Below are 19629 nucleotides of genomic sequence, written 5' to 3'. Positions count from 1 at the left end.
TCCCGCCCGCCGAGAACGCCGGAACCACGCGCCCCTCGCCGGCCGGACCAGACCCGGCGCGCGGCGTGAGCCCGGCCCGGACGGGGTGAGTCGGCGCGCTCGCCGCACCGGTCCGGCCGCCGGACCGGTACGGCGCGACGTCAGCGGATCACCACGATCCGTTCGCCGATCGTCGCGAACTTCCACAGGGCGTCGCCGTCCGGGCGCGTCTCGCGGATGCCGCCCGTCTTGGTGCCCGCGTCGGCGGCCGGGACGGCGTCGCTGCGCACGGGAGCGCTGAAGCCGATGGTGACGCCGTCGACCGTGGTGAAGCGGACCACGTGTTCGATGGGGATGCCGTCGGTCCCGGTGACCGCGTGCGAGCGCGAGGTCACCCAGTACGTGCCGACCGGCGGGTCCACGGTGCCCGGCCGTACCCGGAACGTGCGCAGCACCCGGTCGCCCGCGCCGACCAGCCACACCCGGTCGTCGTCCACCGAGTACACGACCCGTTCACCCTTGCCCGAACCGTCCGGCAGGGCGGTCGGGTGGCGCCGGTCCCGGGGTGCCTTGCCGGCCGGGACACCGGGCGAGCCGTTCGCCGACGGCCGCGCGCCCAGGCCCGCCGGTACGGTCGCCTGCGCCTGGTAGGCGAGGAAGCCGACCGTTCCGATGGCCGCCGCGGTGAGGCCCGCCACGATTCCCGAGCTGGTCCCTGTCACCCGCGCCTCCTCCGCCTCGCGCCATATGTCGTACTTCGTACAGACCGTAGCAGCCGGTGACCGTCCGCCCCGGGCGGGCGTGCACGAGGCGCGGGCGCCGTAGGCTGTTCGCGTGCTCTTGCTCGCTCTGGATACCGCAACGCCCGCCGTCACCGTCGCCCTGCACGACGGAACGGACGTCATCGCCTCGTCGAGCCAGGTGGACGCGCGCCGGCACGGGGAGCTGCTGCTGCCGGCCGTCGACCGGGTCCTCGCCGAGGCCGGCCTCAGGCTGGAGGCGGTCACCGGGATCGTCGTCGGCACCGGCCCCGGCCCCTACACCGGGCTGCGCGTCGGCCTGATGACCGCCGACACCTTCGGGCTGGCGCTCGGCGTCCCCGTGCACGGCGTGTGCACGCTGGACGGCCTCGCCTACGCCGCCGACATCGAGAAGGGCCCCTTCGTCGTGGCGACCGACGCCCGGCGCAAGGAGGTCTACTGGGCGACGTACGCCGACTCCCGCACCCGGCTGACCGGCCCGGCCGTGGACCGCCCGGCCGACATCGCCGAGAAGGTCGCCGGGCTCCCGGCGGTCGGCGCCGGCGCCCTGCTCTACCCGGACACGTTCCCGAGCGCCCACGAGCCCGAGCACGTGTCCGCCGCCGCGCTGGCCGCGCTCGCCGCCGGGAAGCTGGCCGCGGGCGAGGAGCTGGAGGCGCCGCGGCCGATGTACCTGCGCCGCCCGGACGCCCAGGTGCCCAAGAACTACAAGGTGGTCACCCCCAAGTGACCGCACAACTGCGCGAGATGCGCTGGTGGGACATCGACCCGGTCCTGGAGCTGGAGAAGGACCTGTTCCCCGAGGACGCCTGGTCCCGGGGCATGTTCTGGTCCGAGTTGGCCCACTCCCGGGGCCCGGCGGCCACCCGCCGCTACGTGGTGGCCGAGTCGGAGGGCCGCGTCGTCGGCTACGCCGGCCTGGCCGCCTCCGGGGATCTGGCCGACGTCCAGACCATCGCCGTCGCCCGGGACCAGCAGGGCTCCGGCCTGGGCGGGCGGCTGCTGACCGACCTGCTGCGGGCGGCGACCGCGTTCGAGTGCCGCGAGGTGATGCTCGAATGCCGGGTCGACAACGTCCGCGCGCAGAAGCTGTACGAGCGCTTCGGCTTCGCCCCCATCGGGTTCAGGCGCGGTTACTACCAGCCGGGGAACGTGGACGCCCTGGTGATGCGCCTGACCGACCCTTCCGCATCTGTTCAAGGAACCGAGATCAATGGCTGACGAACCCCTCGTCCTCGGCATCGAGACCTCCTGCGACGAGACCGGCGTCGGCATCGTGCGCGGCACCACCCTGCTGGCCGACGCCGTCGCCTCCAGCGTGGACGAGCACGCCCGCTTCGGCGGCGTCGTCCCCGAGGTGGCCTCCCGAGCCCACCTGGAGGCGATGGTCCCGACCATCGACCGCGCGCTCAAGGAGGCCGGGGTCACCGCCAAGGACCTCGACGGCATCGCCGTGACCGCGGGGCCGGGCCTCGCCGGCGCCCTCCTCGTCGGCGTCTCCGCCGCCAAGGCGTACGCCTACGCCCTCGGCAAGCCCCTGTACGGCGTCAACCACCTGGCCTCGCACATCTGCGTCGACCAGCTGGAGCACGGCCCGCTGCCGGAGCCGACGATGGCGCTGCTGGTCTCCGGCGGCCACTCCTCGCTGCTGCTGTCCTCGGACATCACCTCCGACGTACGGCCGATGGGCGCCACCATCGACGACGCCGCCGGCGAGGCCTTCGACAAGATCGCCCGCGTGCTCGACCTGGGCTTCCCCGGCGGCCCGGTCATCGACCGGTACGCCCGCGAGGGCGACCCCGCGGCCATCGCCTTCCCGCGCGGTCTGACCGGCCCGCGCGACCCGGCGTACGACTTCTCCTTCTCCGGTCTCAAGACGGCCGTGGCCCGCTGGATCGAGGCCAGGCGGGCGGCCGGCGAGGAGGTGCCGGTGCGCGACGTGGCCGCCTCCTTCCAGGAGGCCGTGGTGGACGTGCTCACCCGCAAGGCCGTGCGGGCCTGCAAGGACGAGGGCGTCGACCACCTGATGATCGGCGGCGGTGTCGCGGCCAACTCCCGGCTGCGCGCCCTCGCCCAGGAGCGCTGCGAGGCGGCCGGCATCCGGCTGCGGGTGCCGCGCCCCAAGCTGTGCACGGACAACGGCGCGATGGTGGCCGCGCTCGGCGCCGAGATGGTCGCCCGCAACCGGGCCGCCTCCGGCTGGGACCTGTCGGCGGACTCCTCCCTGCCGGTGACCGAGTCGCACGTGCCCGGCCACCACCACGGCCACGACCATGTGCACGAGGTCAGCAAGGAGAACCTGTACTCATGACGGTCGCGCTGATGTGGGAGGCGCGCGCCCCCGAGGGCCGGGGCGCCGAGCTGCTGGCCTGGGCGCGCGAACAGGTACTCCCGGAGCGGCCGGTGCGCCGCGAGACCTTCCGTGCCCCGCAGGACCGGGTGCTGGTCATCACGTGGTGGGACGCGCCGTACGACGCCGCGGTGCCCGAACTGCCGGATCCCGGACCGGAGTTGGTGACCCGGCCGGTGCACCGCTGGCGCTTCGAGCCGGTGGCCGCCGACTGAGTTTGCGGCGCCCGCCCGCGTCGGTCTATGATCATCACACAGCGAACGGCCGGAACTCCGGTACGAACGCAGTGCGTTGGTGGTCCAAGGAAAGACGCCCCGCTTCCTGCGGGGAGATGCAGGTGCAAGGCCTGCCCGGCGCTCCACTCACACCCCGCTCCCGGAATCCCGGGGGCGGGGTGTTCTCGTCGCCCGCACCATCAGCCCGACCAGCACCGCGAGCAGCACCGCCGACGACCCCGTCGTCCCCAGGTCCAGGCCGCCCTTGGCCACCGGCTTGGTCAGCAGGTCGCCGGCGGTGGCGCCGAGCGGGCGGGTCAGTACGAAGGCGATCCAGAACAGCAGCACGTTCGGCACCGCCGGCACCCTGATCAGCGCGACCAGCACCAGCAGCAGTCCGGTCACCAGGGCGGCGGCGCCCAGGTAGCCGAGGCCGGAGCTGTCGGAGAGGAAGTCGCCCATCGACGTGCCGAGCGTGTTGGAGACGAGGATCGCCGTCCAGAACAGCGCCTCGCCCCGGAAGGTGACGATCCCGGTGATCCGGAAGGTCGTCCCGCTGAGCTTCCAGCCGAGGAAGACCAGCAGCAGGAGCGACACCAGGATCGCGGCGCCCTCCGGATAGCCGAGGCCGAGGCCCTGCGGGCCCCGGCCGAGCCGCGTGTCCCCGGCCGGGAGGTAGCGCGCGTCGGCCGCGCGGTTCATGAAGTCGGACAGGGTGGTGCCGGCCATGGAGGTCGAAAGGATCACCGTCCAGTAGCAGAACGGCCGGTAGCGCGCCGAGCGCAGCTGGACCACCAGCGTCACCGCGAAGACCAGGAACAGGGCGACGGTGGTGAGGAAGTAGCCCAGCCGGAGGGTCTGGGAGAACAGGTCGCCCGCGGTCTCGCCCAGGGTCGTCGCCGCGATCTTCATGATCCAGAAGGCGAGCGTGACCTCGGGCAGTTTCCGCGTCACGGAGTGCGGGGTCGTCACGGGTGGTGCTCCTGTGAGGGTGTGTCAGATGAGTGACGACCCTCGCAGGAGCTTTGTGAACGGGTCCTGAACGCGGGGCGCACAGGGCTTGTTCTTTGCCGAGGTTCGCGCCCTCGGCGTACACCCCATGGCCCCGCGCCCCCGGCTCAGCCCTCCGCCACCGTCACCTCGCAGCGCAGCCGCCGCTCCGTCCCCACCGCGCGCACCGGCCCGGTCAGCCGCAGCCGCGTCCGGTGCCGGACGTCCGCGCTCGACGCGCTCAGACGCAGCTCCAGATCGCCCGGCTCCACCACCCGCTCGCCCGTGCGGTCGGTGAAGGCCGACAGGTCGGGGTGGAAGTGGAAGGTGAGCCGGCGGGACTCGCCGGGGGCCAGTTCCACGCGCTGGTAGCCGATCAGGCGGACGTCGGGCCGGGTCACCGAGGCCACCGGGTCGTGCAGATAGAGCTGGACCACCTCGGCCCCGGCGCGCTCGCCCGTGTTGCGCACGGTGAGCGAGAGGTCGTACGAACCGTCGGTCGGCAGCTCCGCCTCGGGGCCGTGGACGTCCTCCCAGGCGAACGCGGTGTACGAGCCGCCGTGGCCGAAGGGGTACAGCGGGGTCGGGTCCAGGTTGCTGACCTCGCCGGCCAGGCCCAGCGGGGGCTGGAGGTAGGTCCAGGGCTGGCCGCCCGGCCCGCGCGGCACGCTCACCGGGAGCCGGCCCGAGGGATTCACCCGGCCGGACAGCACCCCGGCCAGCGCCGGGCCGCCCTCCTCGCCGGGGAAGAAGGCCTGGACGACCGCGCCGAGGCGGCCCTGCCAGCGGCCCAGCGCGTACGGGCGGCCGGTCAGCAGCACCAGCACGACCGGCACCCCCGTCTCGACCAGCGCGTCCAGCAGCTCGGCCTGGACGCCCGGGAGTTCCAGGTCCTCCGCGTCACAGCCCTCGCCCGAGGTGCCGCGTCCGAACAGCCCCGCGCGGTCGCCGAGGACGGCCACGCACACCTCCGCCTCCGTGGCCCGCGCCACCGCCTCCGCGAACCCGGAGGTGTCCGGCTCGGAGACCCCGCAGCCCTCCGCGAACGTCACCTTGGCGTCCGGCAGTTCGGCCCGCAGGGCGTCCAGCACGGTCGGGATGTCGACGCCCGTCTCCACCTCGGGGTGGTGGGTGAGCACATGGGACGGGAAGGAGTAGCAGCCCAGCATCGCCAGCGCGTCGGCGGCGCGCGGCCCGACCACCGCGATCCGCGCCTGCGGCGCCAGCGGCAGCACCTCGTCCGGGTTGTCCAGCAGCACCACCGACTCCTCGGCGAGCCGGCGCGCCAGCGCGCGGTTGCCGGCCGAGTCCAGGTCGATGTCCTCGCCGGTCTCCGGCGACCAGTCGGGGTCCAGCAGGCCCAGCTCGCACTTCTGGAGCAGCACCCGGCGCAGCGCCCGGTCCACCAGCGCCTCGGGCACCCGCCCCTCCCGCACGGCCGCCACCAGCGGCTTGCCGTAGCAGTTCAGGGTGGGCAGCTCGACGTCGATGCCCGCCTCCAGCGCCGCGTGCGCGGCCTCGGCGGGGCTGCCGGCCACCCGGTGCAGCGACTGGAGGAAGCCGATGCCGAAGTAGTCGGCGACGACGGTGCCGGTGAACCCCCACTCGTCGCGCAGCAGCCGGGTGAGCAGCGCGGGGTCCGCCGAGGCCGGGACGCCGTCCGTCTCGGTGTACGCGGCCATCACCGAGCGGGCCCCGCCTTCGCGCAGCGCCATCTCGAACGGCGGCAGTGTCACGTCGGCCAGCTCCCGGGCGCCCGCCCGCACCGGCGCCAGATTGCGGGCGCCCGCCGAGGCCGCGTACCCGGCGAAGTGCTTGAGCGTGGCCACGATCCCGGCCGATTCCAGGCCCCGCACGTACGCCGCGCCGATCGTGCCGACCAGGTACGGGTCCTCGCCGATGGTCTCCTCCACCCGGCCCCAGCGCAGATCCCGGACCACGTCCAGGACGGGCGCCAGGCCCTGGTGGACGCCGACCGAGCGCAGGTCGTGGCCGATGCGCCCGCCCAGCTCCGCCACCAGGGCGGGGTCGAACGTCGCGCCCCAGGCCAGCGGCACGGGGTACGCCGTCGCCCGCCACGCGGTGAAGCCCGCCAGACACTCCTCGTGGGCCACCGCCGGGATGCCGAAGCGGCTCGCCTCGGCGATCCGGCGCTGGGCGCGGGCCAGTGCCTGGGCGCCGAGCTCCGGGTCCACCGGGGCCGTGCCGAAGGAGCGGGTCAGCTGGCCGAGGCCGAGGGTGATCAGCTCGTCCCAGTCGTAGTCCGCGGTCATCTCGCGCTGGAGCGGCGCGACCCCGTCGCCGTCGGTGTCCGCGCCCACCCAGACGCCGTACAGCTGGGCGGTCTTCTCCTCCAGGGTCATCCGGGAGATCAGGTCGTCGACACGGGCGGCGGCGGGCAGCGCGGGGTCGCGCCAGGGGGCGGTGCTCATGGAACTCCTGTCGGGGAAGGGGGACCGGTCGGCGATCACTTGCCGCCGACGCCCATCAGGCCGCCCACCAGCGCGCGGCGGGCCACCAGGTAGACGGCGAAGATCGGGATGCCGGAGAGGACGACCGAGGCGAGCAGGGCGGGGATGTTCACGCCGAACTGGCTCATGTAGTTGAACAGGCCGAGGGTCAGCACGCGCGGTCCCTCGGACTGGGTGAAGATCAGCGGGAAGAGGAAGCCGTTCCACGCCTGGAGCGCCGCGTAGATCACGACGGTGCTGATGCCGCCCTTGGACATCGGGATGACCAGCTGGAACAGCATCCGGGTGGGCGAGGCGCCGTCCAACGCCATCGCCTCGTACACCTCCTCGGAGATGTCCCGCATGGTGCCGGTGAGGACCAGGATGGCCACCGGCATCGCGAACGCGGCCGTCGGCAGGATGATCGCGAGCAGGCTGTCGTAGAGGTTCAGCTTGGTGATCATCAGGTACAGCGGTACGACGACCGCCTGCGCCGGGATGGCCACGCCGAGCAGGAACAGCCGGAAGGCGGCCCCCGACCAGAAGCCGCGGGTACGCACCGCGACGTAGGAGAGCGGTACGCACAGCACCAGCACGATCACCACGACGGCGGCGGCCGCCAGCACGGTGTTCCACAGCAGGTGGAAGAAGGAGTTGTGCAGCACCGTGTTGTAGTTGGACCAGGTCGGGCTGCCGGGCGGCTTCAGGGCGTTGTGGCCCAGCGCCTGGTCCTGCGGGGTGAGCGAGGCCGAGATCATCGCGTAGATCGGGACGATGACGACGACCAGCCAGACGAAGGAGCCGAGGCCGGCCAGCGGATTGGGCCGCTGGGTCCAGTGCCGGCGGCGGCGCCCGTCCGGCCGGGCCGCGGGCGCGGCGCCGGTCTTCACGGGGTGGGGCAGTGTGTCGTGAGACACCTCGTCACATTCCTTCCCGGGTGCTGCGCATCGCGCCGAAGCCGGACAGCCGGACCAGCAGCAGCGACAGCACGGTCGCGGCCACCACCAGGAAGGAGGCGATGGCGCTGGCGTAGCCGAAGTCGTAGCTCTTGAAGCCGGCTTCGTACATCAGGTACGGCACGATCGCCGTGTCGGTGCCGGGGCCGCCCTGGGTGAGGATCAGGACGGTCTCGAAGTAGGTCAGCGAGCCGACCACCATCAGCACCCCGGAGGTGGTCGCGGTGTTGCGCAGCTGGGGGAGCGTGATGGAGAAGAACTGGCGCCAGCGGCCCGCGCCGTCGATGGCCGCCGCCTGGTAGAGGACCTCGGGGATCTGCCGGGCCCCGCCCTGGTAGATCAGGGTGTGGAAGGGGATGAACTGCCAGCCGCCGACGAACACGATGGCGAGGAAGGCGCCGTTGGTCGAGCCGAGGGTGTCGCCGGGCATGATGCCGAAGTTGGGGTCGAGCAGGGCGTAGAACAGCAGCGAGATCGCCGTCGAGGACAGCAGGAACGGCACGAAGAAGACCGCCGACAGGATCGCGCGGTTGCGCTGCCTGCCCGCCGCCCAGACGCCGAGCAGCAGCGAGATCACCGTCTGGAAGGCCCAGCTGACCACCGTGAGCAGCACGGTGACGGTGAGGGACTGGGTGAGCCGGCCGTCGTCGAACAGCTTCTGCCAGTTGGCGAAGCCCACCGGCTGGGGGTTGCCCAGACCGTTCCACTTGGTGAAGGAGAGGCAGAACGCCAGCACCATGGGGACGACGGCGAAGAAGGCGAAGAACAGTACGGCGGGCAGGGCCAGGGCGGCGTGCGGGCGGCCCGCGTTCGCCCCGGCCCCGCGCCGCGGGCGGCCCGCGCCGGTGCGCGAGCCGCCCTTCGTGACGGTGTCGCTCACTTCAGCCCCTGGAGCGCCGACACGAACTGGCTCGGCGAGGACTTGCCGACGAACAGCTTGTTGACCTCGGTGAGCATCGGCGTCGACACGTTCGGGTCGACGGCCTGGTCCCAGCTCAGCGTGAACGCCGGCGCCTGCTGCACCATCTGGTACTGGAACTTGGCGAACACGGGGTTCGGCGAGGCGTCGAGCAGCTTCTCGGCGTTGGCCGTGGTCGGGATGGCGCCGATGGCGACCAGCTCCTTGGCGTACGTCTGCGAGGCGCAGTCGCGCAGGAAGGCGAACGCGGCGTCCTTGTTGGACGTACGGGCGTTGACCGACCAGTAGTTGGTGGGGTTGCCGACGACGTTGCGGATGTCGCCCGCGCCGCCCTCGACCGTCGGGAACGCGGTCCAGCCCAGCTCCTTGCGGGCGAAGTCCGGGAACTTGCCGAGCTGGGTGTTGTACTCCCAGGAGCCCATCAGGTGCATCGCGGCCTTGCCCTTGGCGAACACGGCCGGGGCGCCGCCGTTGGTGTAGGCGACCGAGCTGAAGCCCTTGCCGAAGGCGCCGTCGTCGACGAGTTCCTTGACCGTCTGGGCGGCCTTGAGGACGGCCGGGTCGCCCCAGCCGGAGGCGTCGCCGTTCTTGATCCGGTCGAAGACCTGGGGGCCGCCGATCCGGTCGACCAGGTACTCCAGCCACATCAGCTCGGGCCAGATGTCCGCGCCGCCCAGCGCGAAGGGGGTGATCCCGGCCCGCTTGAGCTTCTTGTTGATGTCGAGCAACTGGTCCCAGGTGGTGGGCGGCTGGAGCTTCTGCTCGGCGAAGAGGGTCTTGTTGTAGAAGAGGATCACGGGCTGCATGCCGCGCATCGGTATGCCGTACTTGCGTCCGCCCAGGCCGCCCGCCGTGAGCACCGAGGGCAGGAAGCCGTTCTTCAGGACCGGGTCCGACTCGATGACGTCGGTGAGGTCCACCAGCTGCTTGGCGTCCCGGTAGGCCTTGATGGAGCCACCGCCCCAGTTGAAGAAGATGTCCGGCGCGTTGGGGGAGCCCATCGCGGTGCGCAGCTTCGTCGGGTACTCCGAGCCGGGCACCTTCTCCAGCTTGATCTTGCCCTTGGCCTTCTTCGCGGCGGCCGACGCGTTGAACCGGTCGATCGCCTGGACCTGGACCTTGGCGTCGCCGTCGCCGTACACGAAGGCGGTGAGCGCGCCCCCGCCCCCGGAACCCCCGGAGGAGCCGCAGGCCGTGAGTCCGGCAGTTCCGGCGGTGACGAGTGTGGTGGCGCCGGCGCCGAGCACCCAGCGCCTGCTGAACATGTGCCCGCCGTTGGACGTGGTGGACTCCATTGACCCTGGCCTCTCGCAATATTTCGAGTGAGGTTCCGAATGTTCCGGGAACGTATGGCGGAACAGGGGGTTCGTCAAGGGGTCGCGCAGGGATACGATCGCGGACATGAAGCCTGGGAAGCCCGCAGAAGCGCAGACCGCGACGCTCGCCGAGATCGCCCGAGAGGCCGGTGTCTCCGCTCCGACTGTTTCGAAGGTCCTCAACGGCCGAGCCGATGTCGCACCCTCGACCCGTACCCGCGTCGAGGAGCTGCTGCGCACCCACGGCTACCGGCGCCGGCGCGCCGAGGCCTCCCGTTCGCCGCTGATCGACCTGGTCTTCCACGAGCTGGAGAGCGCCTGGGCGATGGAGGTCATCCGGGGCGTGGAGAACGTGGCGCAGTCGGCCGGGCTCAGCGTGGTGCTGTCCGAGTCCGCGGGGCGGCTCACCCCCGGCCGCTCCTGGGCCGACCAGGTCGCCGCCCGCCGCCCGCACGGGGTGGTGCTGGTCCTGTCCGAACTGGACGCGGGCCAGCAGGCGTTGCTGACCAGCAGGTCCATCCCGTTCGTGGTGGTGGACCCGGCCGGCGACCCGGGTCCGGACGTGCCGTCCATCGGCGCCACCAACTGGCAGGGCGGCCTGGCCGCCACCCGCCATCTGGTCGAGCTGGGCCACACCCGGATCGGCGCCATCAGCGGGCCCACCCGGATGATGTGCAGCCGCGCCCGGATCGACGGCTACCGCGCCGCCATGGAGACGGCCGGGCTGCCCGTCGACCCCTCGCTCGTCCTGGACGGGGACTTCCACCACGAGGCCGGCTACCGCCTGGGCCTGGAGCTGCTGCGCCGCCCCGACCGGCCCACCGCGATCTTCGCCGGCAACGACCTCCAGGCGCTGGGTCTCTACGAGGCAGCCCGCGAGCTGGGGCTGCGCATCCCCGAGGACCTCAGCGTGGTCGGCTTCGACGACCTGCCGGTGGCCCGCTGGGTGGGTCCGCCGCTGACGACCGTGCGGCAGCCGCTGACCGAGATGGCCGAGGCGGCGGCCAGGCTGGTGCTCGAACTGGGCAGCGCGCAGGAGGAACGGGCAGCCACCCGGCTGGAGTTGGCCACGAGCCTGGTGGTGCGGTCGAGCACGGCACCGGTGCGGCCGACGGAGTGACCGAAATTTTCGGCACCGGTACCGGGGCGCCTCCATGAATATTCCGGAAGAAAACCAAATCGTGATGCTTCAGCTAACGGTCCGCTAATAATTCGGACCTATGTTCCTGTCGTGACGCGACACGAGGAGCACGGCGACGCGGACATACGCGTGCGCCGGCGATCGAGAACGCTGCGGATCGCCGGTCTGACCCTGGCGACCGCCCTGGTGCTGGCCACGGCCACCGCGGGCTATGCGTACTGGCATCTCAACCACAACATCAGAAGCGTCGACATCAACAGCGCGCTCGGCGACGACCGTCCGGCCCCCGCTCCGGCCGCGAGCGCGTCCTCGGCCGCCGCGCCGCTCCCGTCCGGCGCCCTGAACATCCTGGTCCTCGGCTCGGACTCGCGCAGCGGCGAGGCCGACAAGGAACTGGGCGGCGGCGACAGCGAGGGCGCCCGCTCGGACACCGCGATGGTGGTGCACATCGACGCGGGCCGCACGGCCGCCACCGTGGTCAGCATCCCGCGCGACACCCTCGTCACCCGCCCGTCCTGCCCGCTGCCCTCCGGCGGCGCGACGGCGGTGGCGTACGGCTCCATGTTCAACAGCGCCTTCTCGGTGGGCGGTCCGGTGTGCGCGGTGAAGACGGTCGAGTCGGTCACCGGTGTGCGCATGGACCACTTCGTCGAGATCGACTTCGCCGGTTTCGCGAGACTGGTGGACGCGCTCGGCGGGGTCGACGTCACCACGAGCCAGGACATCGACGACGACAAGAGCCACCTCCATCTGAAGGCGGGCCCCCACCACCTCGACGGCAAGCAGGCGCTGGCCCTCGCGCGCACCCGGCACGGCATCGGCGACGGCAGCGACCTGGGCCGCATAGGTCTCCAACAGCTTTTGGTGAAGGCCCTGTTGGAACAGATCTCCGGCACGGACCTGCTCACCGACCCGGCCAGGCTCTACCGGGTCGCCGACGCGGTCACCGCGAGCATCACCACCGACACCGGCCTGGACTCGCTCGCCGAACTGACCAGCCTGGGCAAGAGCCTGAAGGGGCTGAGCGCCGACCACGTGAAGACGGTGATGATGCCGGTCGTCCAGGCACCCTCGGACCCCAACCGGGTGATCGCGAAGGAGCCGGACGCGCAGGACCTGTGGGAGTCCCTGCGCCGCTGATCCCGTGACCGGGGGCCTGCCGGGGACACGGGCCGCCGAACGGCCCGTCAGGGGGCCGCCGGCGGCCGGGCGGGACCGCCGATCAGCATCGTGGGCGCGCCCGCCACCCGGGTCAGGAACACGGTCGCCGCGTTGGGCCCCTGCGGCTTGACCTTGCGGCGCAGCTCTTCCGGCTCGACCGCCGACCCCCGCTTCTTCACGGTCAGCGTGCCGACCTCGCGCTCGCGCAGCAGCGCCTTCAGCTTCTTCACGTTGAAGGGGAGCCGGTCGGTGATCTCGTAGGCGGTGGCGTACGGAGTGGGGTGCAGCGCGTCGGCGGTGATGTAGGCGATGGTCTCGTCCAGGAGCCCCCCGCCGACCTCCTCGGCCACCTCGGCGACCAGGTGCGCGCGGATCACGGCGCCGTCCGGCTCGTACAAGTACGGTCCGACCGGCCGGACTCCGGGATCCGGCAGCCCCCGTCCGAGCAGTGTGCGCGGGCCGGGCAGCAGGGTGGCGCGCACCGCGCCCGGCGACCCGGTGCCGAACCAGAGCACCGCCTCCTTCACATCGCCGCCGTCGGAGATCCACTCGGCCTCGGCCTCCGGGGGCACCGCCTCGTGCGGCACGCCCGGGGCGATCTTCAGCGCGGCGTGCGGTGCCCGGAGCGCGGCGGACACCGCCCACGACAGGGGCGGCGAGTACGCCTCGGGATCGAAGATCCTCCCGCCGCCCCGCGCCGAGGTGCCCCGTCGCGCGGGATCGACGAACACGGCGTCGTACCCGGCGGTGTCCACCTCGGTGACGTCGGCCTCGCGCACCTCGATCAGGTCGGCGAGCCCGAGGGCCTCGGCGTTCGCCCGCGCCACGGCCGCCGTCAACGGGTCCCGGTCCACGGCGAGCACCCGGATGCCGGCCCGCGCCAGCGCGATGGCGTCCCCGCCGATCCCGCAGCACAGGTCCGCCACCGAGGTCACCCCGAGATCGGTCAGCCGCCGCGCCCGGTACGCCGCCACACCGGCCCGCGTCGACTGCTCGACCCCGTTCGGGGTGAAGAACATCCGCTCCGCGTCCGCCTTCGCGAACTTGGCCGCCGCCCGCTGCCGCAGCCGGGCCTGGCCGAGCGCGGCCGACACCAGTGCGGCCGGGTGGTCGCGGCGCAACCGGGTGGCGACGGCCAGTTCGTCGGCCGGGGCGGTGTCGCGGACCTCTTCGAGGAGGGCCCGGCCTTCGGGGGTGAGGAGGGGAGCGAGGTCGTTCACCGGGTCATTGTGGGCCAGTCGGTGGATGGTGCGCCTCCGGGCGGCGTTGTCGGCCGGGGTGCGGGGGCGGGGCCTGCGAAGATCCAGCACCATGCGACTAGTAGTACAAAATGACAAAAATCGGGTACGGGACGCTCGGAGCCGGTCGCGCGGGCGGGGCCTCGCCCTCGGCTGCGGCGCCGCGGTCCTCGCCTCCACCGCCCTCGTCACCGGCTGCTCCGACGCCGGTTCCCCCGCCCCGCGCCCGGCCGCGGGCCAGGGCGGTGCCGCCGCCCACGCCCCGGACGCCCGTGCCGCGCGGGCCGCGGAACACGCCCGGCTGGTCGCCGCGGCCAAGAGATGGGGCCTGGACGAGGTCCCGCTCTCGCCCCCGCCGCCACCCGCGAAGAAGCCCCGCATCACCGCGCGCGCGGGCTTCGAGGTGGACCACCAGGAGGACTGGGACCTGCCCCCCGTCTTCACGACCGTCCCCACCGCCGACAAGGTCGTCTTCCTCACCATCGACGACGGCTCGGAGAAGGACCCCCGGTTCCTGGAGATGATGCGGGACCTGAAGATCCCCTACACCGCGTTCCTCAGCGACTACCTGGTCAAGGACGACTACGGCTACTTCCGCAAGGCCCAGTCCTACGGGAACTCCGTCAACAACCACACCCTGCACCACCCCTACCTGCCGGGGCTGTCCTACGACGAGCAGCGGCACGAGATCTGCGACATGCAGGACATCATGCAGAAGCAGTACGGCAAGCGCCCCACGCTCTTCCGCCCGCCCTACGGCAACTACAACCAGGACACCCTGGTCGCCGCCAAGTCCTGCGGCATCAAGTATGCGCCGATCTGGAACGAGGAGGTCTACGTCGACCACTGGGAGTTCCGCGAGGACGACCAGCAGCTGCGCCGCGGCGACATCGTGCTCACCCACTTCCGGGGCCGCGGCGACTGGGACGGCACGATGGTCGACGACATGCGCCGCTTCCTCAACAAGGTCACCCGCGAGGGCTATGCCGTGGCCCGCCTGGAGGACTACCTGTGAGCCGGCCGGGGGACCCCAGGTGAGCCGACCGGGGGAGGGCCGGCGGGCGGTCCGCGAGCGGCGCGGCCCGGGCCGCGCCGCGGCCGGTGCCGTGGCGCTGTGCTCGCTGCTCCTGCTCGTGGGCTGCGCCCAGTCCGTCGACCCCATCGAACGGCTGGGCAGGAAGGCGGCCGAGGGTGTGCACCCGCACGCCCCCGCGTCCCTCCAGCCCTACCGCCGCTGGGGCCTGACCGCTCCGCTCGCCCGTCCCCCGGTGCCCGCCGCCCGCCCCCTCGCGGCACGTACGGGCCCCACCCCGCTGCCCCCGGTCGTGGACCACGTCCCCACCCGCGACCGGGTCGTCTTCCTCACCTACGACGACGCCGGGCAGGACCCCGGCTTCACCGCCATGGTCCGCCAACTCCGGCTGCCGGTGAGCCTCTTCGTCCCCGACGGCACCCGGCCGGACGACCTCGCCAGGCTCCGCGCCGCCGGCGCCGCCGTGGAGAACCGCGCCCCCGGCCGCCCACCGCTGGCCGGCAGGCCGTACACCGCCCAGCGCGCCGCGATCTGCGCCCGCCGGGACCGGCTGCGCGCCCGCCTCTTCCGCCCGCCCGGCGGCGCCTACGACCGCACCACCCGGCGCGCGGCGGCCGGCTGCGGCATCACCGCCCTCACCCTCTGGCGCGCCGCCCTGACCCCCGCCGGGCTGACCTATCCCCGGGGTCCCCACCACCTCCGCCCCGGTGACATCGTCCGCGTCACCCCCGGGGCCCCCGCGTCCCCTCTCCTGCGCGGCCTCCAGCGGCGGAACCTGACGGTGGGCCGCCTGGAGGACTACCTGTAGAGGACCGGGAACGGCCGACGCGCCACGACGTCATTGGCACTCCGCTTGACCGAGTGCTAATCGCAGTCATAGTCTCGGCTCTGGCACTCCCCCCTGGAGAGTGCCAACAACGCGACGGGCAGGTCCGGCACCCGCGACGACGGATCGACCTGGTCGCCACCTCAGACAGTTAACCCCGTGAGATCTCCGAAGGGGGAGGTCGGATCGTGACGACCGCCAGCTCCAAGGTTGCCATCAAGCCGCTCGAGGACCGCATCGTGGTCCAGCCGCTGGACGCCGAGCAGACCACGGCCTCTGGCCTGGTCATCCCGGACACCGCGAAGGAGAAGCCCCAGGAGGGCGCCGTCCTCGCCGTGGGCCCGGGCCGGTTCGAGAACGGCGAGCGCCTTCCGCTCGACGTCAAGGTCGGCGACGTCGTCCTCTACAGCAAGTACGGCGGCACCGAGGTGAAGTACAGCGGCGAGGAGTACCTCGTCCTCTCGGCTCGCGACGTTCTCGCGATCATCGAGAAGTAATCACCCCGAGCAAACCTTTGCTTTGAGCTGCGCCCCTGGCCCCCCGCGACCGATAACGAAGCCGGGCGCCCGGGGCGCAGTTCGTCTTTTAACCCACAGATTTCCGAGAGGGCTCCCGCTGTCATGGCGAAGATCCTGAAGTTCGACGAGGACGCCCGTCGCGCCCTTGAGCGCGGCGTCAACAAGCTGGCCGACACGGTGAAGGTGACGATCGGCCCCAAGGGTCGCAACGTCGTCATCGACAAGAAGTTCGGCGCCCCCACCATCACCAACGACGGCGTCACCATCGCCCGCGAGGTGGAGATCGAGGACCCGTACGAGAACCTCGGCGCGCAGCTCGTGAAGGAGGTGGCGACCAAGACCAACGACATCGCGGGTGACGGCACCACCACCGCCACCGTGCTCGCCCAGGCGCTGGTGCGCGAGGGCCTGAAGAACGTCGCCGCCGGTGCCTCCCCGGCCGCCCTGAAGAAGGGCATCGACGCCGCGGTGAAGGCCGTCTCCGACGACCTGCTCGCCACCGCCCGTCCGATCGACGAGAAGTCCGACATCGCCGCCGTGGCCGCGCTGTCCGCCCAGGACCAGCAGGTCGGCGAGCTGATCGCCGAGGCCATGGACAAGGTCGGCAAGGACGGTGTCATCACCGTCGAGGAGTCCAACACCTTCGGTCTGGAGCTGGACTTCACCGAGGGCATGGCCTTCGACAAGGGCTACCTGTCCCCGTACTTCGTGACCGACCAGGAGCGTATGGAGGCCGTCCTCGACGACCCGTACATCCTGATCAACCAGGGCAAGATCTCCGCCATCGCGGACCTGCTGCCGCTGCTGGAGAAGGTCATCCAGGCCGGCTCCTCCAAGCCGCTGCTGATCATCGCCGAGGACATCGAGGGCGAGGCCCTGTCGACCCTGGTCGTCAACAAGATCCGCGGCACCTTCAACGCCGTCGCGGTGAAGGCCCCCGGCTTCGGCGACCGCCGCAAGGCGATGCTCCAGGACATGGCCGTCCTCACCGGCGCCACCGTCATCTCCGAGGAGGTCGGCCTCAAGCTCGACCAGGTCGGCATCGACGTGCTCGGCTCCGCCCGCCGCGTCACCGTCACCAAGGACGACACCACGATCGTCGAGGGTGCCGGCAAGGCCGAGGACCTCAACGGCCGCGTCGCGCAGATCAAGGCCGAGATCGAGAACACCGACTCCGACTGGGACCGCGAGAAGCTCCAGGAGCGCCTCGCGAAGCTGGCCGGCGGCGTGTGCGTGATCAAGGTCGGCGCCGCCACCGAGGTGGAGCTGAAGGAGAAGAAGCACCGTCTGGAGGACGCCATCTCCGCGACCCGCGCCGCGGTCGAGGAGGGCATCGTCTCCGGTGGTGGCTCCGCGCTCGTCCACGCGTCCAAGGTCCTGGAGGGCAACCTCGACAAGACCGGCGACGAGGCCACCGGTGTCGCCGTGGTCCGCAACGCGGTCGTCGAGCCGCTGCGCTGGATCGGCGAGAACGCCGGCCAGGAGGGCTACGTCATCGTCTCCAAGGTCAAGGACCTCGACAAGGGCCAGGGCTACAACGCCGCCACCGGCGAGTACGGCGACCTGATCAAGGCCGGCGTCATCGACCCGGTCAAGGTCACCCGCTCCGCCCTGGAGAACGCCGCCTCCATCGCCTCCCTGCTGCTCACGACCGAGACCCTGGTCGTCGAGAAGAAGGAAGAGGAAGAGCCGGCCGCCGCCGCGGGTCACAGCCACGGCCACGCCCACTGACACGAGACCGGTGAACTCCGGTAGTCGTTAGGTCACTTCGCCCCGTCGCCCTGCGGCGGGGCGAAGTGCTGCCCGGGGGCCGGTCGGAGCGGGCCTCGGCCGGCCGGCCGCGAGCGGGCGCGGCCCCGTGCGGAGGCCGCCCAGCCGCTCACCGACACGGCACCGGTGCCGCACGCGAGGACACGCCAGGCGCCGGGGGTCCAGGCGAAGACCGCGTCCTGCCCGAAGCGGCGGCCCAGTGCGCGCGCCGCGGCGTCGCCCAGCCCGACGACGGCGACGCTCTCCTCTTGGTGCGTACCGCCCGGGTCGCCGCCCGCCGCGGGCCACCGGAGGAGACCGAGGCGACGGACCTCGTCGAGCAGCAGGCGGTGGGCGCGCGCGTTGGCGTCGGCGGACACGGTACGGGCCCCCGGGTTCCAGGCGGTGATCACATGGACGGCCGCGCCGCCTGCCGCTTCCGGGAAGCACCCCTCGGCCGTGCCGAAGGCGCGCGGCTCGACACGGACCGTTCGCCCGGGAAGGCGGATGTCGACGACCGCGGTCCGGTAGTGGTCCCAGTTCCGGGGCGGGACGGTCGCGCCGGTGACGTGCACAAGGGCCTCCTGAAGAACGAAGACCCCCTTACCGGACGCGCAGGGAGATCGGTGGTCGTCCGCAAGATGCCATGATCGCGGCCCCGGTGCAAGAGGTGCCGGACCGCGGTGTCACTGCTCCAACTCGTCCAGCGCGCCCAGCTGTTCCATCAGCCCCAGCTGGTCGTGCTGCCACCAGAGTTCGGTGATCTTGCCGTCGGCGCCGAGGCGGAAGAAGGTCGTCCCGGTCATGGCGACACGGCGGCCGGTGGGGGCGATGCCGAGGAACTCGCCGGTGTGGGTGGCGCGCCAGGTCCAGCGGGCGCAGGCGCGGTCGCCCTGGGCGAGGAGGTCCTCGACGGTGAACGCGGCGTCGAAGGCGGCGTGCCACATGCGGTGCTCGGCGCGGATGTTGTCCAGGCCGATGGTGTCCTGCGGGTTCATCGGGTCGTGGCTGTGCGCGTCCTCGTCCAGCAGGTCGTTGAGCGGGGGTGGCTCACCGGGGGCCGTGAGCGTGGTGAAGAACCGCCGTACGGTGTCCTCGGCCGTCCCTCTGTCCCGCCGTACCGCGTCCAGGTCCGTCATGGCGCCGCCTCCGGCCTCGCTGGTCCCTCCATTTTCCCACCGGACCGCCGACGGCACCCGTTCGCGCGCGGGCCGCCTACCGCGGCCCGTACTTGCGGCCGGTGCGGGAGGTGACGCCGCCCAGCAGCCCGCGCGGGGTGACCTTCACCAGGCCCATCAGCGCCTTGTAGCGGGGGTCCGGGATGGACAGCGACCTGCCCCGGGCCAGGTCGGTGAGGGCCGCGGCGACCAGCTTGTCGGCGTCCAGCCACATCCAGCCCGGGATGTTGTCCGTGCCCATCCCGGCCCGCTGGTGGAACTCGGTGCGCACGAAACCCGGGCACAGGGCCATCAGCCGTACGCCGGTGCCGGCCAGGTCCCGCGCCGCGCCCTGGGTGAACTGCACGACCCACGCCTTGGAGGCGCCGTAGGTGCCGCGGGGCACGAAGGCGGCCACCGAGGCGACGTTGACGATGCCGCCCCGGCCCCGCTCGCGCATCGGCTCGGCCGCCGCCGAGGTCAGCCGCAGCACCGCCTCGCAGTGCACCTTGAGCATCGTCAGCTCGTCCGCCATGGAGACCTCGAGATAGCGGCCCTTGTTGCCGAAACCGGCGTTGTTGATCAGCAGGTCGACCGGGTTCCTGCGGTCGCCGAGCCGGTCGGCGACCGTCTCGATGCCCTTGTCCTCGGACAGGTCGGCGGCCAGCACCTCCGCCTCGATGCCGTGCCGGTCGTGCAGCTCGGTCGCCTGTTCGCGCAGCCTCCTGGTGTCGCGCGCCACCAGGACGAGGTCATGCCCGTCAGCCGCCAGCCGCCGCGCGAACGCGGCACCGATCCCCGCGGTCGATCCCGTAATCAGAGCCGTTGTCATGACCCAAGCGTAGTGACTGCGGGCTTGCGGAGCAGCGG

General features: G+C 72.2%; 20 protein-coding genes. 10 read left to right on the top strand and 10 right to left on the bottom strand.

The window, feature by feature from the left end; genetic code table 11:
• Window positions 1–140: 140 nt before the first annotated feature.
• Complete coding sequence (locus tag HZZ00_RS33180) at window positions 141–701, bottom strand: hypothetical protein (RefSeq protein ID WP_180329816.1); 561 nt, start codon at window positions 699–701, stop codon at window positions 141–143.
• A 112-nt stretch (window positions 702–813) separates the two neighbouring features.
• On the opposite strand from HZZ00_RS33180, the gene tsaB reads away from it, so the two are divergent.
• The 4 genes from tsaB to HZZ00_RS33160 are packed head-to-tail and all read left to right on the top strand — an operon-like array spanning window position 814 to window position 3305.
• The gene (tsaB, locus tag HZZ00_RS33175) at window positions 814–1470 is read left to right on the top strand and encodes a tRNA (adenosine(37)-N6)-threonylcarbamoyltransferase complex dimerization subunit type 1 TsaB (RefSeq protein WP_180329815.1); all 657 of its coding nucleotides are present in this window, start codon (window positions 814–816) and stop codon (window positions 1468–1470) included.
• A 17-nt stretch (window positions 1471–1487) separates the two neighbouring features.
• Window positions 1488–1961, top strand: coding sequence for a ribosomal protein S18-alanine N-acetyltransferase (gene rimI / locus HZZ00_RS33170; RefSeq protein ID WP_074996177.1), 474 nt, complete (start codon window positions 1488–1490; stop codon window positions 1959–1961).
• Complete coding sequence (gene tsaD, locus HZZ00_RS33165; RefSeq protein WP_070026292.1) at window positions 1954–3051, top strand: tRNA (adenosine(37)-N6)-threonylcarbamoyltransferase complex transferase subunit TsaD; 1098 nt, start codon at window positions 1954–1956, stop codon at window positions 3049–3051. The genes rimI and tsaD overlap by 8 nt, the downstream gene beginning before the upstream one ends.
• Window positions 3048–3305, top strand: coding sequence for a hypothetical protein (locus tag HZZ00_RS33160; RefSeq protein ID WP_180329814.1), 258 nt, complete (start codon window positions 3048–3050; stop codon window positions 3303–3305). The genes tsaD and HZZ00_RS33160 overlap by 4 nt, the downstream gene beginning before the upstream one ends.
• A gap of 147 nt (window positions 3306–3452) precedes the next feature.
• Here the strand turns inward: HZZ00_RS33160 and HZZ00_RS33155 are convergent, their stop codons facing one another.
• The 5 genes from HZZ00_RS33155 to HZZ00_RS33135 all read right to left on the bottom strand — a co-directional run bounded on the left by HZZ00_RS33155 (window position 3453) and on the right by HZZ00_RS33135 (window position 9915).
• Window positions 3453–4277, bottom strand: coding sequence for a hypothetical protein (locus HZZ00_RS33155; protein ID WP_257585505.1), 825 nt, complete (start codon window positions 4275–4277; stop codon window positions 3453–3455).
• Window positions 4278–4423: 146 nt separating this feature from the next.
• Complete coding sequence (locus HZZ00_RS33150; RefSeq protein ID WP_180329813.1) at window positions 4424–6727, bottom strand: glycoside hydrolase family 3 N-terminal domain-containing protein; 2304 nt, start codon at window positions 6725–6727, stop codon at window positions 4424–4426.
• A 35-nt stretch (window positions 6728–6762) separates the two neighbouring features.
• Complete coding sequence (locus HZZ00_RS33145) at window positions 6763–7662, bottom strand: carbohydrate ABC transporter permease (protein WP_180329812.1); 900 nt, start codon at window positions 7660–7662, stop codon at window positions 6763–6765.
• A gap of 4 nt (window positions 7663–7666) precedes the next feature.
• On the bottom strand, window positions 7667–8581 hold the full coding sequence (locus tag HZZ00_RS33140; RefSeq protein ID WP_180329811.1) for a carbohydrate ABC transporter permease: 915 nt from the start codon (window positions 8579–8581) through the stop codon (window positions 7667–7669).
• Window positions 8578–9915 (bottom strand): ABC transporter substrate-binding protein, encoded by a 1338-nt coding sequence (locus HZZ00_RS33135; protein WP_180329810.1) that lies wholly within the window; start codon window positions 9913–9915, stop codon window positions 8578–8580. The genes HZZ00_RS33140 and HZZ00_RS33135 overlap by 4 nt, the downstream gene beginning before the upstream one ends.
• A 106-nt stretch (window positions 9916–10021) precedes the next feature.
• Here HZZ00_RS33135 and HZZ00_RS33130 point away from each other — a divergent pair, with 106 nt between their 5' ends.
• Window positions 10022–11056, top strand: a complete 1035-nt coding sequence (locus tag HZZ00_RS33130; protein WP_180329809.1) for a LacI family DNA-binding transcriptional regulator — start codon at window positions 10022–10024, stop codon at window positions 11054–11056.
• Window positions 11057–11167: 111 nt separating this feature from the next.
• Window positions 11168–12217 carry an LCP family protein gene (locus tag HZZ00_RS33125; RefSeq protein ID WP_180329808.1) on the top strand — a complete coding sequence of 350 codons (1050 nt, stop codon included), beginning with the start codon at window positions 11168–11170 and terminating at the stop codon, window positions 12215–12217.
• Between the two features lie 47 nt (window positions 12218–12264).
• Here HZZ00_RS33125 and HZZ00_RS33120 read toward each other — a convergent pair whose 3' ends face one another.
• Window positions 12265–13458: a methyltransferase domain-containing protein gene (locus tag HZZ00_RS33120; protein WP_180333812.1), complete on the bottom strand. Its 1194-nt coding sequence runs from the start codon at window positions 13456–13458 to the stop codon at window positions 12265–12267.
• A 91-nt stretch (window positions 13459–13549) separates the two neighbouring features.
• Here HZZ00_RS33120 and HZZ00_RS33115 point away from each other — a divergent pair, with 91 nt between their 5' ends.
• The 4 genes from HZZ00_RS33115 to groL all read left to right on the top strand — a co-directional run bounded on the left by HZZ00_RS33115 (window position 13550) and on the right by groL (window position 17584).
• Window positions 13550–14491, top strand: coding sequence for a polysaccharide deacetylase family protein (locus tag HZZ00_RS33115; protein ID WP_180329807.1), 942 nt, complete (start codon window positions 13550–13552; stop codon window positions 14489–14491).
• A 19-nt stretch (window positions 14492–14510) separates the two neighbouring features.
• Window positions 14511–15317: a polysaccharide deacetylase family protein gene (locus tag HZZ00_RS33110; RefSeq protein ID WP_374028499.1), complete on the top strand. Its 807-nt coding sequence runs from the start codon at window positions 14511–14513 to the stop codon at window positions 15315–15317.
• Window positions 15318–15523: 206 nt separating this feature from the next.
• Window positions 15524–15832 carry a co-chaperone GroES gene (gene groES, locus HZZ00_RS33105; RefSeq protein ID WP_070026284.1) on the top strand — a complete coding sequence of 103 codons (309 nt, stop codon included), beginning with the start codon at window positions 15524–15526 and terminating at the stop codon, window positions 15830–15832.
• 123 nt (window positions 15833–15955) lie between these two features.
• Entirely contained in the window at window positions 15956–17584 is a 1629-nt protein-coding gene (groL, locus tag HZZ00_RS33100) for a chaperonin GroEL (RefSeq protein WP_070026283.1), read from the top strand.
• 32 nt (window positions 17585–17616) lie between these two features.
• Here the strand turns inward: groL and HZZ00_RS33095 are convergent, their stop codons facing one another.
• The 3 genes from HZZ00_RS33095 to HZZ00_RS33085 all read right to left on the bottom strand — a co-directional run bounded on the left by HZZ00_RS33095 (window position 17617) and on the right by HZZ00_RS33085 (window position 19591).
• Window positions 17617–18177: a DUF3293 domain-containing protein gene (locus tag HZZ00_RS33095; RefSeq protein WP_180329806.1), complete on the bottom strand. Its 561-nt coding sequence runs from the start codon at window positions 18175–18177 to the stop codon at window positions 17617–17619.
• A gap of 111 nt (window positions 18178–18288) precedes the next feature.
• Window positions 18289–18741 (bottom strand): ester cyclase, encoded by a 453-nt coding sequence (locus HZZ00_RS33090; protein WP_374028498.1) that lies wholly within the window; start codon window positions 18739–18741, stop codon window positions 18289–18291.
• A 76-nt stretch (window positions 18742–18817) separates the two neighbouring features.
• Window positions 18818–19591, bottom strand: a complete 774-nt coding sequence (locus HZZ00_RS33085; protein WP_180329805.1) for an SDR family oxidoreductase — start codon at window positions 19589–19591, stop codon at window positions 18818–18820.
• Window positions 19592–19629: the final 38 nt, after the last annotated feature.

Origin of the sequence: Streptomyces sp. NEAU-sy36 (assembly GCF_013423905.1) — a bacterium.
GTDB lineage: Bacteria > Actinomycetota > Actinomycetes > Streptomycetales > Streptomycetaceae > Streptomyces > Streptomyces misionensis.
This window is presented reverse-complemented; position numbering and strand designations above follow the sequence as displayed.

Coding starts and splice junctions, on each gene's coding strand:
- rimI (WP_074996177.1), top strand. CDS start 1,488: ATGCGCTGGTGGGACATCGACCCGGTCCTGGAGCTGGAGAAGGACCTG.
- tsaD (WP_070026292.1), top strand. CDS start 1,954: ATGGCTGACGAACCCCTCGTCCTCGGCATCGAGACCTCCTGCGACGAG.
- HZZ00_RS33160 (WP_180329814.1), top strand. CDS start 3,048: ATGACGGTCGCGCTGATGTGGGAGGCGCGCGCCCCCGAGGGCCGGGGC.
- HZZ00_RS33150 (WP_180329813.1), bottom strand. CDS start 6,727: ATGAGCACCGCCCCCTGGCGCGACCCCGCGCTGCCCGCCGCCGCCCGT.
- HZZ00_RS33135 (WP_180329810.1), bottom strand. CDS start 9,915: ATGGAGTCCACCACGTCCAACGGCGGGCACATGTTCAGCAGGCGCTGG.
- HZZ00_RS33130 (WP_180329809.1), top strand. CDS start 10,022: ATGAAGCCTGGGAAGCCCGCAGAAGCGCAGACCGCGACGCTCGCCGAG.
- HZZ00_RS33115 (WP_180329807.1), top strand. CDS start 13,550: ATGCGACTAGTAGTACAAAATGACAAAAATCGGGTACGGGACGCTCGG.
- groL (WP_070026283.1), top strand. CDS start 15,956: ATGGCGAAGATCCTGAAGTTCGACGAGGACGCCCGTCGCGCCCTTGAG.
- HZZ00_RS33090 (WP_374028498.1), bottom strand. CDS start 18,741: ATGACGGACCTGGACGCGGTACGGCGGGACAGAGGGACGGCCGAGGAC.
- HZZ00_RS33085 (WP_180329805.1), bottom strand. CDS start 19,591: ATGACAACGGCTCTGATTACGGGATCGACCGCGGGGATCGGTGCCGCG.